Annotated in this window: 17 protein-coding genes; 12 read left to right on the forward strand and 5 right to left on the reverse strand. The window is 67.5% G+C overall.

From position 1 onward, the window contains the following. Positions 1-263 precede the first annotated feature (263 nt). Complete coding sequence (locus tag J2Y49_RS08225) at positions 264-446, forward strand: DUF4169 family protein (protein ID WP_310113946.1); 183 nt, start codon at positions 264-266, stop codon at positions 444-446. Between the two features lie 177 nt (positions 447-623). After that, positions 624-1,448 (forward strand): DUF2189 domain-containing protein, encoded by an 825-nt coding sequence (locus J2Y49_RS08230; protein ID WP_310113948.1) that lies wholly within the window; start codon positions 624-626, stop codon positions 1,446-1,448. Positions 1,449-1,502: 54 nt separating this feature from the next. On the opposite strand, the gene J2Y49_RS08235 is transcribed toward J2Y49_RS08230, so the two are convergent. After that, entirely contained in the window at positions 1,503-1,700 is a 198-nt protein-coding gene (locus tag J2Y49_RS08235) for a DUF1192 family protein (protein ID WP_310113949.1), read from the reverse strand. 141 nt (positions 1,701-1,841) lie between these two features. Between J2Y49_RS08235 and J2Y49_RS08240 the strand changes: the two genes are divergently transcribed. From J2Y49_RS08240 to J2Y49_RS08260, 5 genes are all read left to right on the forward strand, one after another. Continuing rightward, positions 1,842-2,858, forward strand: a complete 1,017-nt coding sequence (locus tag J2Y49_RS08240; RefSeq protein WP_310113950.1) for an NAD(P)H-quinone oxidoreductase — start codon at positions 1,842-1,844, stop codon at positions 2,856-2,858. 322 nt (positions 2,859-3,180) lie between these two features. Further along, positions 3,181-3,795: a DUF1013 domain-containing protein gene (locus J2Y49_RS08245; RefSeq protein WP_310113951.1), complete on the forward strand. Its 615-nt coding sequence runs from the start codon at positions 3,181-3,183 to the stop codon at positions 3,793-3,795. Positions 3,796-3,838: 43 nt separating this feature from the next. Then, positions 3,839-4,432, forward strand: coding sequence for a UbiX family flavin prenyltransferase (locus J2Y49_RS08250; protein WP_310113953.1), 594 nt, complete (start codon positions 3,839-3,841; stop codon positions 4,430-4,432). A gap of 124 nt (positions 4,433-4,556) precedes the next feature. Continuing rightward, positions 4,557-5,237 carry a carbonic anhydrase gene (locus tag J2Y49_RS08255; protein WP_310113955.1) on the forward strand — a complete coding sequence of 227 codons (681 nt, stop codon included), beginning with the start codon at positions 4,557-4,559 and terminating at the stop codon, positions 5,235-5,237. A 113-nt stretch (positions 5,238-5,350) separates the two neighbouring features. Next, a complete protein-coding gene (locus J2Y49_RS08260) occupies positions 5,351-5,617 on the forward strand; it encodes a hypothetical protein (protein ID WP_310113958.1) in 267 nt (88 codons plus the stop codon). Here J2Y49_RS08260 and J2Y49_RS08265 read toward each other — a convergent pair. Continuing rightward, complete coding sequence (locus tag J2Y49_RS08265; protein ID WP_310113959.1) at positions 5,593-7,368, reverse strand: tetratricopeptide repeat protein; 1,776 nt, start codon at positions 7,366-7,368, stop codon at positions 5,593-5,595. The two genes, J2Y49_RS08260 and J2Y49_RS08265, sit on opposite strands and share 25 nt — an antisense overlap. A 182-nt stretch (positions 7,369-7,550) precedes the next feature. On the opposite strand from J2Y49_RS08265, the gene J2Y49_RS08270 reads away from it, so the two are divergent. Next, on the forward strand, positions 7,551-7,976 hold the full coding sequence (locus J2Y49_RS08270; RefSeq protein WP_310113961.1) for a hypothetical protein: 426 nt from the start codon (positions 7,551-7,553) through the stop codon (positions 7,974-7,976). A 17-nt stretch (positions 7,977-7,993) separates the two neighbouring features. Here J2Y49_RS08270 and J2Y49_RS08275 read toward each other — a convergent pair whose 3' ends face one another. Continuing rightward, positions 7,994-8,437 (reverse strand): TIGR02444 family protein, encoded by a 444-nt coding sequence (locus J2Y49_RS08275; RefSeq protein WP_310113963.1) that lies wholly within the window; start codon positions 8,435-8,437, stop codon positions 7,994-7,996. A gap of 8 nt (positions 8,438-8,445) precedes the next feature. After that, complete coding sequence (locus J2Y49_RS08280; RefSeq protein WP_149223453.1) at positions 8,446-9,540, reverse strand: ATP-dependent 6-phosphofructokinase; 1,095 nt, start codon at positions 9,538-9,540, stop codon at positions 8,446-8,448. Positions 9,541-9,808: 268 nt separating this feature from the next. Between J2Y49_RS08280 and J2Y49_RS08285 the strand changes: the two genes are divergently transcribed. Beyond that, positions 9,809-10,009, forward strand: a complete 201-nt coding sequence (locus J2Y49_RS08285; RefSeq protein WP_012974357.1) for a YdcH family protein — start codon at positions 9,809-9,811, stop codon at positions 10,007-10,009. Positions 10,010-10,051: 42 nt separating this feature from the next. Here J2Y49_RS08285 and J2Y49_RS08290 read toward each other — a convergent pair whose 3' ends face one another. Beyond that, positions 10,052-10,504, reverse strand: coding sequence for a group III truncated hemoglobin (locus J2Y49_RS08290; RefSeq protein ID WP_310113965.1), 453 nt, complete (start codon positions 10,502-10,504; stop codon positions 10,052-10,054). Positions 10,505-10,717: 213 nt separating this feature from the next. On the opposite strand from J2Y49_RS08290, the gene purE reads away from it, so the two are divergent. From purE to J2Y49_RS08305, 3 genes are all read left to right on the forward strand, one after another. Next, positions 10,718-11,269 (forward strand): 5-(carboxyamino)imidazole ribonucleotide mutase, encoded by a 552-nt coding sequence (gene purE / locus J2Y49_RS08295; protein ID WP_310113967.1) that lies wholly within the window; start codon positions 10,718-10,720, stop codon positions 11,267-11,269. Between the two features lie 21 nt (positions 11,270-11,290). Next, on the forward strand, positions 11,291-12,415 hold the full coding sequence (locus J2Y49_RS08300) for a 5-(carboxyamino)imidazole ribonucleotide synthase (RefSeq protein WP_310113970.1): 1,125 nt from the start codon (positions 11,291-11,293) through the stop codon (positions 12,413-12,415). A gap of 333 nt (positions 12,416-12,748) precedes the next feature. Then, a complete protein-coding gene (locus J2Y49_RS08305; RefSeq protein WP_310113971.1) occupies positions 12,749-14,497 on the forward strand; it encodes an EAL domain-containing protein in 1,749 nt (582 codons plus the stop codon). Positions 14,498-14,560: the final 63 nt, after the last annotated feature.

Raw genomic sequence — 14,560 nt, forward strand, 5'->3', positions numbered from 1 at the left:
CCTGTCCCCGCATTAGGATACGAACCGACGCGCGCTTGCCTTCGCTGTCCCTCACCCTCCGCGCCGGTCGGGACCCGATGGCGGCTTCCGATGAGGACAGTCCTTCGGTAAGCTAGCGCCCGCAGAAGAAACAAGCAATTTGGGCAATCCCACGGCCAAGTTGGGGCCTGTCCGATTTTTTCCCCAGGAATTCTCCGCGCGCCGCCGGCCCATCCGGCCGCGCCGGACCCGAAACCCCAGATTCAGCCGCCGGAGACCGTGCCATGGGCGACGTGGTCAACCTCAACCGCTTCCGCAAAACCCGCGAACGGGCCGAACGGGCGAAGGAAGCCGAAGCGAATCGGACCCGATTCGGACGCACGAAGGCCGAGAAGGAGCGCGACCGCAAGGAGGCCGAGCGGCGTACTCAGACTTTGGATGGACATAAGCTTGAGGACGAAACCTGACCCGCTCGTCCGAAAGCACGGTAAAGACCAAGCTTTGCACTGGGAATAACCTCAGCACCTTTGTTACTATTGGATATACCGATAGTTCCCTATTGCGACTATCGGGCCGATCATGTGACAGTGCCTGCCAAGGGCGCCGACGGGCGCGCTCCTTGGCTGTTGGGGAGGGCCGTCATCATGGTCGACATGACGTCGTTTCGCGGATCCGTTCAAACGCCTCAGACGCACAATTCGGCCCACAATTCGGCTTGGCTGCCGCCGATCCGGACGGTGGAAATCGACCGCCCCTGGGTCTGGCTGGCGTCGGCTTGGCAGGACATGATGGCGGCCCCCGCCATCAGCTTCGCCTATGGCGCGCTGGCGGTGATCTCCAGCTTCGTCCTCGTGGTCGGATTGGCCCTGCTGGACATGGAATACCTGCTGCTGCCGATGGGGGCCGGCTTCATGCTGGTCGGCCCGCTCCTGGCGGTCGGGCTGTACGAGACCAGCCGGCTGCTGGAGCTTGGCGAACGGCCGACCTTCGGCAAGGTTGCCGCCGCCTATCGCCGCAACGGGGTGCAGATCGCCGGGATCGGGCTGGTCCTGATGCTGGCCATGCTGGCCTGGATCCGCATCGCCTTCCTGATCTTCGCCCTATTCTTCTCGGGCGAGCCGCCGGCGCTGGACCAGTTGGTCGACCGCATCTTCTTCTCGGCCGACACCATTCCGTTCCTGTTGACCGGCACGCTGTTCGGCGGGGTCATCGCGACCGCTGTCTTCTCCGTCGCCGTGGTGTCGATCCCGATGCTGCTGGACCGCGATACCGACGTCTTCACCGCCATGGCGACCAGCATCGCCGTGGTGCGGGCAAACATTCGGCCGATGATCGCCTGGGGCTTCCTGATCGCCCTGTTCATGAGCGCCGGAATGGTCACCGCCTTCATCGGTCTGGCGATCGCGCTGCCGGTGATCGGTCATGCCTCCTGGCACTGCTACCGCGATCTGGTCGGCCCGGGACGGTGACGCGCCGATATTTCTGAAAAAGCCCTCTCCCGCCCGCGGGGGAGGGCTTTTTCGTCAGCCCTTCCTGAAGAACGCCTCGGCCGCCGATTTCTGCGCCTGCTTCGCCGCGATGGCGGCGCGGGCGCGTTCGACCTCCGCCTGCAGCGTGGCGATGTAGGCCTCGAGCTCGGCCACACCCATCACGGTGAGGTCCTTCGGCGCAGGCTTGGCCTTTCGCGGCTCCAGATCCTCGAAACGGTCGTCGATGGCCATGGCTTGGTTCCCTTCCCTGCCGCGTGTTTCGCCTTCGCCTTGTCAGGCCGGTCGGTCAAATCTACCTTTCGAGCCGGACAATTCCAATGCACCGGTGCCGGCAAACGCCTGCCCGACCACGGATAAGAAGGGAAGAACGCCATGGGCCTCGCCTTGCCCGACAGCATGCGCTGCGTCGAGATCACCGAGCCCGGAGGGCCGGAGGTGCTGCGCCCTACCCGCCGCCCGGCCCCGGTGCCGGGTCCCGGCGAGATCCTGGTGGAGGTCGCCGCCGCGGGCGTGAACCGTCCCGACACGCTGCAGCGCCAGGGCCGCTACGACCCGCCGCCGGGCGCCTCCGACCTGCCTGGGCTGGAGCTGTCCGGCACGGTCATCGCCATCGGCGAGGGTGTGGAGAGCTGGGCCAGCGGCGATCGCGTCTGCGCGCTGGTGGCCGGCGGCGGCTATGCCGAGTATTGCGTGGTGCCGGCGGTGCAGGCCCTGCCGGTGCCCGGACCTCTGTCGATGGTCGAAGCGGCGGCGGTGCCCGAGACCTTCTTCACCGTCTGGACCAACGTGTTCGAACGCGGCGCCCTGAAGCGCGGCGAGACGCTGCTGATCCATGGCGGATCCAGCGGCATCGGCACCACGGCGATCCAGTTGGCGAAGGCCTTCGGCGCCACCGTCTTCACCACCGCCGGCAGCGACGACAAGTGCCGCGCCTGCGAACAGCTCGGCGCCGACCGGGCCATCAACTACAAGACCGAGGATTTCGTCGCCGTGATCCGCGAGGCGACCGGCGGGCGCGGCGTCGACGTGGTCCTGGACATGGTCGGCGGCGACTACATCGCCCGCGACATCGACATCATGGCGGTCGACGGCCGCCACGTCTCGATCGCCTTTCTGCAGGGGGCGAAGGTGTCGCTGAACATGGCGCCGGTGATGACCAAGCGGCTGACGCTGACCGGATCGACCCTGCGTGTCCGCCCGGTGCCGGAGAAGGGCCGCATCGCCGCCGCCCTGCGCGAGCATGTCTGGCCGCTGCTGGAGTCCGGCAGCATCAAGCCGCAGATCCACTGCACCTTCCCGCTGGAAGAGGCGGCCGAGGCCCATCGCCTGATGGAAAGCAGCACACATATCGGCAAAATCGTGCTGACGGTCGGGCCGGACGCGGCCTGAGCAGCCGGCCCGAGCAGCCGGACGGGGCGGTCCGGGACGCAAAACCGGACCGCATTTTGCGCTTTCTTCGTCGATACGGCGCCGTCGGGCTTGCCTTGGGCAGCCAAGACGGGTTAGCAGAGGCGAGCGGGCGGCCGGGATTTCCCGGTGCGCCTGCGCAAGCATGCTTACGCGGACCGGTATTCGCCCTATATCGTGGTGACGAGAATGGGGCAACCGCCCCCGGGTCGCGGAACCGCTCCGGCGCCGCATAACGAATTCGAACGGCCGGCCGCACCACCCGCCAGCGGGTGCGGCCGGTGAAGAGTTGTCAGGAGGGATGATGGCACTGCCCTTGATGCCGAAAGCGACGGCCGTTTGGCTGGTCGAGAACACGTCCTTGTCCTTCGAGCAGATCGCCGCCTTCTGCGGCATGCATTCGCTGGAAGTCCAGGCCATCGCCGACGGCGAGGTCGCGGTCGGCATGGTGGGGCTCGACCCCATCGCCAACGGCCAGCTGACCAAGCAGGAGATCGAGCGCTGCGAGAAGAACCAGGATCTGCGCCTGAAGCTGCTGGTCGCCGACCTGCCGCAGGTCGCCTCCCGGTCCAAGGGTCCGCGCTACACCCCGATCACCAAGCGCGGCGACAAGCCCGACGCCATCGCATGGCTGCTGAAGCATCATCCGGAACTGTCGGACGCCCAGGTCTGCCGCCTGATCGGCACCACCAAGCCGACCATCGCCGCGGTGCGCGACCGTACCCACTGGAACGTCGCCAACATCAAGCCACGCAGCCCGGTCATGCTGGGCCTCTGCTCCGGCCGTGAGCTGGAAGAGGCGCTGGCGCTGGCCATCCGCCGCGGCGGCGTGCCGCGCGCGCCGGAGGATGCCGGAGAGGACTTCTACGGCGAGAACCGCGACGACGACCGCTATTCCGAACAGGAAGACGCCCATTGATGCCATCCCTCTCCCCGTCGGGGGGAGGGCACGAAAGCCCGCGATGACCGACCGCAACACACCTCCGCCCCGGCTCGTCGTCGGCATCAGCGGCGCATCGGGGGTGATTTACGGTATCCGCATGCTGCAGACGCTGCGGCGGATCGGCGTCGAATCGCATCTGGTCGTCAGCCGGTCCGCCGAGGTGACGCTGGCGCATGAAACCGCCATGAAGGTGGCGGAGCTGCGGGCGATGGCCGACGTCAGCTATTCCGCGGCCGATATCGGGGCGGCGATCTCCAGTGGCAGCTTCCGCACGCTGGGCATGGTGGTCGCCCCCTGTTCGGTCCGCACGATGAGCGAAATCGCCAGCGGCGTCACCTCCACCCTGCTGACCCGCGCGGCCGATGTCGCATTGAAGGAGCGGCGGCGGCTGGTTCTGATGGTGCGGGAGACACCGTTGCATCTGGGCCATCTGCGCACGATGACTGCGCTGGCGGAGATGGGGGCGGTGATCGCGCCGCCGGTGCCCGCCTTCTATGCGCGGCCCGACAGCATCGACGATCTGGTGGACCATTCGGTGGGACGGGTGCTGGACCTTTTCGGGCTGGACGCCGGCAATCTGCGCCGATGGGGTGAGCATCCGGTGGAGGGCTGACCCGCGCTGCGATGCCGCAACAGGCGGCTTGGACCACGGGCGCAATGCCGTTATACCGCTGCCAATGCAAAATGATGCGGAGCCGGCGCCGCCGCCGGCCGACAGTAACGGGGACAAGCCGATCATGCCCTTCAGCAGTCAACCGAGCGATCCCATCCGCCAGCTTCTGGCCGGCATCAGAGCGTTCCGCGCCCGCTATTACGAACGCCGACCCGACAGCATGCGCCAGTTGGCGACCGAAGGTCAGCATCCGGAAGTCCTGCTGATCGGCTGTTCCGACAGCCGCGTCGACCCCGCCCTGCTGACCATGGCCGAGCCCGGCGAGCTGTTCGTCGTGCGCAACGTCGCCAACCTCGTCCCGCCCTATCAGCCCGACGGCGCCTATCACGGCACTTCGGCCGCCATTGAATATGCGGTCAAGTCGCTGAAGGTGTCGGAGATCATCGTGCTGGGTCACGCCCAGTGCGGCGGCATCCAGGGTCTGATCCGGCTGCGCGCCGGCCAGAAGTCGGAGGATGATTTCGTGTCCCCCTGGGTGTCGATCGCCGGCTCGGCGCTCGACCCCTATGTCGGGCCGGAAGGTTCGGAACAGGCGCGGGCCGATGCGGAGAAGCTGCAGAACACCCCGGCAGTGATCGAACGGGCAGCGGTTCGCGCGTCGGTCGACAATCTGATGACCTTCCCCTTCGTGCGTGAACGGGTGGAAGCCGGAACGCTGAACATCCATGGCTGGTGGTTCGACATCCAGTCGGGCGAGATGTGGGCGATCAACCCCGCCACCCGTCTGTTCCAGCCGGTCGAGTAAGAAACCGCGCAAACGCCGTACCCAAGCGCGAGCACGGGAATTTCCGGGCGCCCTATCCTGTTGAGAGCGAGGGAAAGAGGTTTTCTTCACTCCGACAAGAGGTAGGGAACGCCATGAAGACTGCACTTCCACTTGTGATCCTGGTCGCGGCTCCCCTTGCGCTGGCCGCCTGCAACCAGACGGGCAACAGCGGCAGCAGCGGCGGTGGGCTGTTCGGCGGCAGCGGCGGCGGCCTGTTCGGGTCGGGCAGCTCCGACTCGTCCTATGCGCGCAACGGCCGCTGCGACGACCCGCGCTACAACACCTCCAACGGTGGCCGGGCAGAGGCCGGGACCGACGATTACGACTGCTCGCGCTATGGCGACGGCTTGAAGCGCTGAACCAGCGCCGCAAGTTCGGCGGCCATGCGCCCGGCGACTGAACGCCAGTCGCCGGGCGTCGGCTGCCGGAACAGGCGGGCGGTCGGATACCATGGGCTGTCGTCGCGGCCGGTCATCCAGCGCCAATCCGCGGATAATGGCAGCGCCACCCATAGCGGCACGCCGAGCGCCCCGGCCAGATGCGCCGGTCCGGTGCAGGACGACACCACCAAATCCAGATTCGCCATGATCGCCGCCGTATCGGCGAAATCGGCGATCTCCGGCGCCACATCGGTGAAGCCCTCGGGCATGACCGCGTCAGTGAGGTCGGCCCGCCCCGGTCCCATCTGCAACCCGTGGAAGCGGCAGCCCGGCACATCAAGCAGCCCGCGCAAGCCGGCCAGCCGGGGAGAGCGCTGGTCGTCGCCGGGAAAACGCGGGTTGCCCGCCCAGACGAGTCCGACCCGCAGCCCCTCTCCTGTCGCAAGGCGCTCGCGCCAGAGTGCGACGCGCGCCGGATCGGCCCGCAGATAGGGAACGGTCGCCGGCACGTCGTTCACAACCGTGCCGAAGGCGCGCGGCAGGCTCATCAGCGGGCATTCCAGATCGAAGGGAGGCAGCGGATCACCGCGCGCGATCACCTGCGCCGGCCCGACCACCCCCGCCATCAGGGGCAGCAGCGATGGCTGAACCTCCAGAACCACGCGGCCGCCGCGAGCGGCCACCAGCGGGACGTAGCGCAGGAACTGCAGCGTGTCGCCCAGTCCCTGTTCCGCATAGAGGAGGATGGTCCGGCCCTCCAACGCCTCCCCCCGCCAAGTCGGCTGGGAGAAGCGACGCCAGGGCGGCTCAGCACGGTCGTCGTGGCGTCGCCAGTCGAACTCCGGCCAGCCGCCGGCATAATCGCCGGCCATCAGCCGGGCGAATCCGAGGTTCCAGTGCAGCCCGGCGTCCTGCGGCCGGTCGGCCAGCGCGCGCTCGAAATCGGCGGCGGCCTCATCAGGCCGATCCATGGCGATCAGCGCGGTGCCGCGGGCCGCCCACAACGATGGGCCGGGCCGCAGCCGCGCAGCATTGGCGAAGGCGTCCAGCGATTCGGGGAAGCGCCCGAGCTTCGCCAGCACCGCGCCCAACACCTCCCATGCCTCGCCGAGGTTGCGGTCGGCCATGAGCGAGTCGCGGGCCGCCGCTTCGGCATCGATCCATCGGCGTTGCGCGGCGAGAGCGGCGGCCAAGGTTGCGTGAGCCACGGCTGACCGTCCGTTCAGGCGCAGCGACCGGCGTGCGCAGGATTCCGACGCCAGGGACTCGCCGTGCGACAGAAGCGCCGCCGCCCGGTTGGCAAGCGCGTCGGCATGATCCGGCACCAGACACAATGCCTGACCGGCCGCCGCCAGCGCCGAATCGTGCCGGCCAAGCCTGCACAGAGCCGCGGACCGGCTGGCATGGGCATCGGCCAACTCCGGAATCAGGCACAGAGCACGGCAATAAAGGCGCACGGCCCGCTCCACGGCGCCCGCCGACTGCTCGGCCCCGGCAAGATTGGACCAGCCGCCGGCGGAGTCGGGACGCAACGCCACCGCAAGCCGAAGCCGCCGCACCGCCGCGTCCATTTGCCCTGTCTGTGCGGCCAGAACGCCCAGAAGCTGCATGGCATCGGCATATTCCGGGTCGGCGCCAAGGATGCGGCGGTAGATATCCTCCGCCTCCGCCACCCGGCCGGCCTGATGGTGGTCGAGTGCGATCAGCAGGGCCTGCGACAAAGTGACCATCGGGACTCTTGCGGGTTGGCGGGGGTCGGCGGTGTTTCGGATCATGCGCCGCGGCGCCAGCGACAGTCCAGTCGGGCACCGTCGCCAATCGTCGCAAACGGTCACAGAATCGGGATTTTCCCTGGATTGTCATGAGACTGACGCATCGCTATTGTCCGCCCCGTTTCCCAAAGGAGCGGATCATGACCTCGCGCCCAGCCCGGGCCTTTTCCAGACACGGCGCCTGCCGGACAGTCCTTCTTGCCGCCGCGGTCCTCATGCTCCCGCTGTCCGTCGGAACGGCACCTGCGATTGCCGCCGAAGGCGCGAAGCCGAACGGCTGCCCGTGGGCGCAGGACATCACGCTGGAAATCAACGGCAAGACCCTGACCCTGAAGCAGGAGGCCTTCACCGTCGTGACCTCCGAGCCGATCGAGATCGATCAGTTCAAGGTGTTTCCGCTGATCGACCAGCTGAAGCTGCGCATCATCGGTCCCAAGGGCCGCGAGTGGGAGGCAGCGCTGACCCGTCTGGTCAGCGGCAAGCGCTGCAGCGCCTTCTACGCCGGCAAACCCGCCCTGGTGTCGGACACGGTGCGCGATCCGAACGAGCTGATCCTGAACCGGTAGGACGCCGGGGCAGCCGCTCAGCAGCCGGCCAGCACCCCCGCAAGCTTGTCCAGCGCGGGATCGCCGCCCGCCACCAGCAGCGTCATGTTGCGGACGGCCAGATCCGCACTGCCACCAGGCCGCGGCATGAAGCCGGCGGCGGCGAACAGCCGATCCTGCTGGACTCGCTCGGCTTCCAGTTCCGCGGCCTTCATGCGGCGGTAGAATGCGTCGTCCTCGTCCTTGGCGCGGCGGCGCAGGGCGCGCAACGGGCGCACGACCTCCTCCCGCCAGCCGGAAATGGCCGAATCGATGCGGGCCAGTTCGGCCTCGGACAGGCGGACGCCGCACTCCAGCCCCGCCCAGGCGGCGAACAGCAGCACATTGACGTCCACCCCGCGCCGGTCCTGCAGGGACAGGCAAAGGGCCGGAACCCCCGGCCGCCCGTAGACGGCCAGGGAAAAGTCCCAGAACGGGTTCACCGTCCCGCTCAATCGCCGAAGCTGATGTTCAGGCCGCGGGCGGTCTTGACCAGCGCCCCGTCCAGCTCGACGCAGGAGTAATGCTCGATCGCCTCGGTGATCGGCACATCGATGACGCTGCGGTTCGACCAGGCGACCATCCGGTTGAACTTGCCCTCCGCGATCAGGTCGACGGCGTGGACGCCGAAGGCGGACGCGATCAGCCGGTCGCGCGGGCTGGGCATGCTGCCGCGCTGGACATGGCCCAGAACGGTGACGCGGGTCTCGGCCCCGGTGGCGTCGGCGATCTTCTCGCCGATATAATCGCCGATGCCGCCATAGCGCTTCTCGCCGCCCTGCAGCACCTTCTTGACGCCGGTGCCCTCCAGCGTCTTCACCGCCTCCGACACCACGACAAGGGCGAAGTTGCGGCCGGTGTTGCGGACATCCTGGATCTTGGCCGCGATGCTCTCGATGGAATAGGCGATTTCCGGGATCAGGATCACGTCGGCCCCGCCGGCAATGCCGGCCGCCAGCGCGATGTGGCCGGCATCGCGGCCCATCACCTCCAGCACCATGACGCGGTGGTGGCTGGCCGCGGTGGGCTGCAGGCGGTCGAGCGCCTCCACCGCCACGGCGACGGCGGTGTCGTAGCCGACCGACACCTCGGTCTTGCCCAGGTCGTTGTCGATGGTCTTGGGCACGCCCACCATCGGGAAGCCGCCCTTCTGCGCCAGCTTGTGCAGGATGGCGAAGCTGCCGTCGCCGCCGATGCCGATCAGGGCGTCCAGGCCGAGTTCGCGGTAGCCGCCGATGATCTCGTCAGACCGGTCCTTCAGCGTGCCGTCGGGCATCGGATAGGCGAAGGGGTCGCCGCGGTTGGTCGTGCCCAGGATGGTGCCGCCCTGACGCATCATGTGGCCGTCGACGGAGCCGAGGTCGAGCGTCTGGTACTGCACCGGCCGCTGCAGCAGGCCCTGGGTGCCTTCCTTGATGCCCAGCACCTGCCAGCCATAGCCGGTGGCGCGGTGGACCACCGCACGGATGACGGCGTTCAGCCCGGCGCAGTCGCCGCCGCTGGTCAGGATGCCGATGCGCTTGCCGGCTTTCTTTGGGGCAGTCATTGAGGGGTTCCCGTCCCGTTCGCCTGTTTGTTGAAATGAACCACCATGTTACCGGAACAGGCATTTCCCGCAATCGTTGCCCGCATCCGCAAAGGTGGAATGCCGCCGCCGAAGGATCGCGGCGCTCCTCAAGGCCGAAGGACGAAACCGGTGGTTTGACGGTGCCGTCCCGCCGGAAATCTGGTATAGTGCGGCCCGCCCAGCCAAAGGGCCACCCGCAAGAGCACCCCCGACCCACCCGGGGCAACGGCCACTTCCTACGGGCGCGATGAACGAGCAAGAGATTTTGAAGGAAAAGCTGGCGAGCTTGCGCAGCGAGCACCGCGACCTGGACGACGTCATCGCCCGGCTCGCCGAACGCGCGCCCTATGATCAGTTGCAGATGCAGCGGCTGAAGAAGCGCAAGCTGATGCTGAAGGACCAGATCATGGTCCTGGAAAGCCGGCTCCTGCCGGATATCATCGCGTAGGCATGCCCTCCCCCACTGGGGATGAGGGCATCGGCGCGGTCGTCAGCCCTTCTTCGGCACCGTGAAGAACTGGATGCCCATCTGGAAGCTGCGGGCGATGTTTTCCGCCTTGCCGATCAGGAAGGCAGCGCCGTCGGGCGGGAAGAGTTCGTGGGCGGTCTCGCGGAACAAGCCCAGCCAGCGCTCGAAATGCTGCGGCTCCAGCCCCAGCGAGATGTGGACCGGCATCGGGCGGCCGTCGTAGCGCTGGGTCAACAGGGCGATGGACGACCAGAAATCCATCATTTTGCGCAGATGCGGCTCCCAATCGGTGATGGCCCGGCCGAAGATGGGGCCTAGAACGTCATCCTTCATAATCTTGCCGTAGAAGGTCCGCACGAGCTTTTCGATCGACGCCTCGTCAATGCCGACGGTGGCCATCCGTTCCTCCGCCATGGCGGTGCGGATGTCGCGGTGCTCGTTGCGCTGGTCTTCGCTGGGAACGGTGTCGGTCATGTGATGGGTCCGGTCCGGAATTGCCTAGGGTCTATCCTGTTCATATAGGACGGCACCATAAGTGGAACCATGTTCCACCGGAAGGGCCGGGATGTCGCAGCGGAGGGGACGGATTCGCCATGCGACCGGCCGCGGGCCGGCGCCGGCTCTGGACAGCGGCCCGACTCCACCTATAATGCGCCGCTTTCCGGACCTTGAGGAAAGCGCCACGCCGTGTCCGCCGAACACTCCCCGAACAGCGCCGTTCCGGCCAACGACATCGCGGCCGAAGGCGTTCAGCCGCTGGTCGGCATCATCATGGGCAGCCAGTCTGACTGGACCACCATGAAGCACGCCGCCGATACCCTCGCCGCGCTGGGCATCCCGCACGAGGTCCGCATCGTTTCCGCCCATCGCACGCCTCATCGGCTGGTCGAGTACGCCACCACCGCCAAGGCGCGCGGGTTGAAGGTGGTGATCGCCGGGGCCGGCGGCGCCGCCCACCTGCCGGGCATGGCCGCGTCCATGACGCCACTGCCGGTCTTCGGCGTTCCGGTCGAAAGCCACGCGCTGAAGGGCATGGACAGCCTGCTGTCGATCGTCCAGATGCCGGGCGGCGTTCCGGTCGGCACTCTGGCCATCGGCAAGGCCGGCGCGATCAATGCCGCGCTGCTGGCCGGCTCGGTCATCGCGCTGATGGACCCGGCGGTGGCCGACGCGCTGGACGGCTGGCGCGCGCGCCAGACCGCGGCGGTGGCCGACGCGCCCGTCGACGACCCGACCTGACAGCGAGAAGGCCCTACCGCCATGACCGGCAATCAAAGGGGCGCCGCCCTGCCCCGTCTCGCCCCCGGTTCCACCATCGGCATGCTGGGTGCCGGGCAGCTCGGCCGGATGACGGCGCTGGCCGCGGCCCGGCTGGGCTACAAGACCCATGTCTATGCCCCCGATGCGGCGGACAGCCCTGCGGCGCAGGTCAGCGCCGCGGCGACCGTCGCCGGTTGGGACGACCTGGACGCGCTGGAACGCTTCGCCCGCTCCGTCGACGTGGTGACTTTGGAGTGGGAAAATGTCCCCGTGGCGACGGCGGAGCATCTGCGCCGCTTCACCAACCTGCATCCCGGCCCCGACGTGCTGTCGGTTGCACAGGACCGCATTGCGGAAAAGAGCTTCGTCAATCGGTTGGGCATCGCGACGGCGCCCTGGCGCGCCGCCAACGGCGCCGACGAGGTCGCCCGCGCGGTGGCGGAGATCGGGCCGCGCTGCGTCCTGAAGTCCACCCGTCTCGGCTATGACGGCAAGGGGCAGGCGCGACTGGACGCCGGCAGCGACCCGGCGGCGGCGTGGAGCGCCATCGGCGGCGGGAAGCCCGGTGTCGAGGGCGTCGTCGAGGGCTTCGTCACCTTCGCCTGCGAGGTGTCGGTGATCGTCGCCCGCGGTGCCGACGGTGCGATGGTCGCCTATCCGGCAGTGGAGAACCGCCACAAGGACGGCATTCTCGACGTCACCATCGCCCCCGCCACTCCGGACAAGGTGTCGGCGGCGACGGCGGCGGAGGCCGACCGCATCGCCCGGCGCATCGCCGAAGCGCTGGATCTCGTCGGCGTCCTGGCGGTGGAGATGTTCGTCACCGCCGACGGAGCCGTCCTGGTCAACGAGATGGCGCCGCGACCGCACAATTCCGGACACTGGACCATGGATGCCTGCGCCACCTGCCAGTTCGAGCAGCTGGTGCGCGCGGTCTGCGGCCTGCCGCTGGGGTCGGTGGAGCGCGTCGCCGATGCCGAGATGACCAACCTGATCGGCGACGACGTGCTGCGCTGGCCGGACCTGCTGGCGGAGCCCGGCGCCCGCCTGCACCTGTACGGCAAGGCGGAAGCCCGGCCCGGCCGCAAGATGGGCCACGTCAACCGGCTTTTCCCGCGCCGCTGACGTCCCTTTCACCGGATTGATCAAAGCCCCGCGACCCCACGGTCTGCGGGGCTTTTTTCTTTTGCCTGCGGCGATCCCCTGCCCACTCCGCCTATTCGTTGCGTTTCCGGAATGAATACCCGCATTTGCGCGGGAGATAACTCAACTTTTTAAATGAAGGATGAGTGTCGATGCCGGTTTACTCATGATCGCAATAGAGATGTCACAAATTGTCGCGCACCCATGTGCCGAAGGTCATCCGCCACCGATGGGCTTTCAACCCATGTCGACATTGGTTACTCTACGTCACATTCCCGCCGAAAATCTCTAAACTTTGATGCAATTTCTAACCGCATGACGATGCCCCTGGCGCAGGACAATGCAGGACGCTCCACCCCGGTGATCGGCCCGGTCGTGACCCCGGTGGCCGGTCCGCTCGGGCCGCGTCGGCCCCAGTCCGGGCGCGACCGGGACCGTTTCGTCGGCTTTGCCTTCGCCGCCGCCGATCTGCTGATCGAGACGGATGCTCAAGGCAACATCCTGTTTTCCGCCGGCGCCCGCTGCCGCCTGACCAAGGGCGAGGTCGGCGGGCTGGTGGGCAGCAACCTGATGGAGGTCGTGGCCCCCGGCGACCGCAAATACGTCCATGTCCTGTTCGAGCGCATCCGGGACAAGGCGCGGATCAAGCCGTCGCGCGTTCTGTTCCAGGCCTTCGACGGGCAGCAGTTCCCGGCCCTCCTGGGCGGTTGCCGGCTCGATTCCTGTCCGGGCTCCCTGTTCCTGACCATACTGCTGACCGTGCCGCCGCGAACCGGCTCGGCTGGACCTGCGGTGCAGGGTGAACTGCTCGACCAGACCGGCTTCGCTGGCATCCTTGAGGAGCGGCTTCTTGCAGCCCGCGAGAAGGGGATGGACCAGGGACTGACGCTGCTGCTGGTCGAAGGGCTGCAGGCGATGGTCGACGCCATGCCGGAGGGGGCGGCGGCCGAGGTGCGCGACGGCATCGACGCCTATCTGCGCGGCATCTCCGCCGATGGGGACAGCGCAGGCCAGCTGGGCGGCGACCGCTACGGCATCGTCCATGCCGCGGACATCGACGGGCACGAGGTGCAGGGCCACATCGCCCAGATCATCGAGGCGGCAGGGGGTGCCCTGCCCGGCGGCATCCGGTCCTGGACCCTGGACATGGCCGACGACCGGCTGGACCCCGCCGACGCCGCCCGCGCCCTGGTCTATACCGTGCAGGCCTTCGCCTCCGCCCAGGGCGGGGAGTTCACCATCTCCAGCCTGGAGGACGGCGCCAACCGCCTGATGGCGGGTGCGGTGGAACGGATCGGACAGCTGCGCGCCACCATCGACAACCGCGATTTCATCGTCGTTTATCAGCCCATCGTCGATATCGCCACCGGCGCCGTCCACCACCTGGAGGCGCTGACCCGCGTGGAGGGAACGAATTCTCCGGCCGACTTCATCACCTTCGCCGAGGATGTCGGGCTGATCTATGATTTCGACCTGCTGCTGACCCAGACGGTGCTCGACACGCTGAAGGAATTCCACAAGGAACCGAAGCTGCCGGACGTGGCGATCAACCTGTCGGCCAAGACGCTGATGAGCCCGATCTTCCTCAAGCAGTTCCAGTCGGTCGTCGCCCCTTATGGCGATCTCGCCGCAAAACTGCTGATCGAGGTGACGGAAACCGTGGTCGTCACCGACATCGCCAAGCTGAACGACGTTTTGCAGAAGCTGCGCCAAGTTGGGTTCCGCATCTGCCTGGACGATGTCGGGGCCGGATCGACCAGCTTCCAGTCGCTCTACGGCATCCAGGCCGACTACGCCAAGATCGACGGCAAGTTCGTCCGCGGCGCGGTCAACAGCCCACGCGACATGGCGATGCTGCGCTCCATGGTGGATGTCTGCCGCCAGCTGGGGCTGGAACTGATCGGCGAGCAGGTGGAGGAACCGGTGCATGCAGGCCTGCTGACCGACCTCGGCGTGGCGCTGGCCCAGGGTTTTCTGTTCAGCCGGCCATCGCGCGACTTCGCTTATTTTGCCAAGGATTGGTCCCGGGTGCGCAGCGGCGGAAAGATTCTGCTGAAAGGGTGACACCAGCAGTCGCTGACGATGACCGCCGGTGTCTTCCGCTGGCCGCGCCGGGCGGCCAAGCGG

The organism is Azospirillum sp. BE72, from assembly GCF_031455875.1.
In the GTDB taxonomy this organism is placed as follows: domain Bacteria; phylum Pseudomonadota; class Alphaproteobacteria; order Azospirillales; family Azospirillaceae; genus Azospirillum.

Excerpts from the sequence above, each read along its gene's own strand:
- J2Y49_RS08255 (WP_310113955.1), top strand. The coding sequence starts at position 4,557 with ATGCCCTTCAGCAGTCAACCGAGCGATCCCATCCGCCAGCTTCTGGCC.
- J2Y49_RS08260 (WP_310113958.1), top strand. The coding sequence starts at position 5,351 with ATGAAGACTGCACTTCCACTTGTGATCCTGGTCGCGGCTCCCCTTGCG.
- J2Y49_RS08285 (WP_012974357.1), top strand. The coding sequence starts at position 9,809 with ATGAACGAGCAAGAGATTTTGAAGGAAAAGCTGGCGAGCTTGCGCAGC.
- J2Y49_RS08235 (WP_310113949.1), bottom strand. The coding sequence starts at position 1,700 with ATGGCCATCGACGACCGTTTCGAGGATCTGGAGCCGCGAAAGGCCAAG.
- J2Y49_RS08240 (WP_310113950.1), top strand. The coding sequence starts at position 1,842 with ATGGGCCTCGCCTTGCCCGACAGCATGCGCTGCGTCGAGATCACCGAG.
- J2Y49_RS08305 (WP_310113971.1), top strand. The coding sequence starts at position 12,749 with ATGACGATGCCCCTGGCGCAGGACAATGCAGGACGCTCCACCCCGGTG.
- J2Y49_RS08270 (WP_310113961.1), top strand. The coding sequence starts at position 7,551 with ATGACCTCGCGCCCAGCCCGGGCCTTTTCCAGACACGGCGCCTGCCGG.
- J2Y49_RS08250 (WP_310113953.1), top strand. The coding sequence starts at position 3,839 with ATGACCGACCGCAACACACCTCCGCCCCGGCTCGTCGTCGGCATCAGC.
- J2Y49_RS08225 (WP_310113946.1), top strand. The coding sequence starts at position 264 with ATGGGCGACGTGGTCAACCTCAACCGCTTCCGCAAAACCCGCGAACGG.
- J2Y49_RS08300 (WP_310113970.1), top strand. The coding sequence starts at position 11,291 with ATGACCGGCAATCAAAGGGGCGCCGCCCTGCCCCGTCTCGCCCCCGGT.
- J2Y49_RS08290 (WP_310113965.1), bottom strand. The coding sequence starts at position 10,504 with ATGACCGACACCGTTCCCAGCGAAGACCAGCGCAACGAGCACCGCGAC.
- J2Y49_RS08280 (WP_149223453.1), bottom strand. The coding sequence starts at position 9,540 with ATGACTGCCCCAAAGAAAGCCGGCAAGCGCATCGGCATCCTGACCAGC.
- J2Y49_RS08230 (WP_310113948.1), top strand. The coding sequence starts at position 624 with ATGGTCGACATGACGTCGTTTCGCGGATCCGTTCAAACGCCTCAGACG.
- J2Y49_RS08245 (WP_310113951.1), top strand. The coding sequence starts at position 3,181 with ATGGCACTGCCCTTGATGCCGAAAGCGACGGCCGTTTGGCTGGTCGAG.
- J2Y49_RS08265 (WP_310113959.1), bottom strand. The coding sequence starts at position 7,368 with ATGGTCACTTTGTCGCAGGCCCTGCTGATCGCACTCGACCACCATCAG.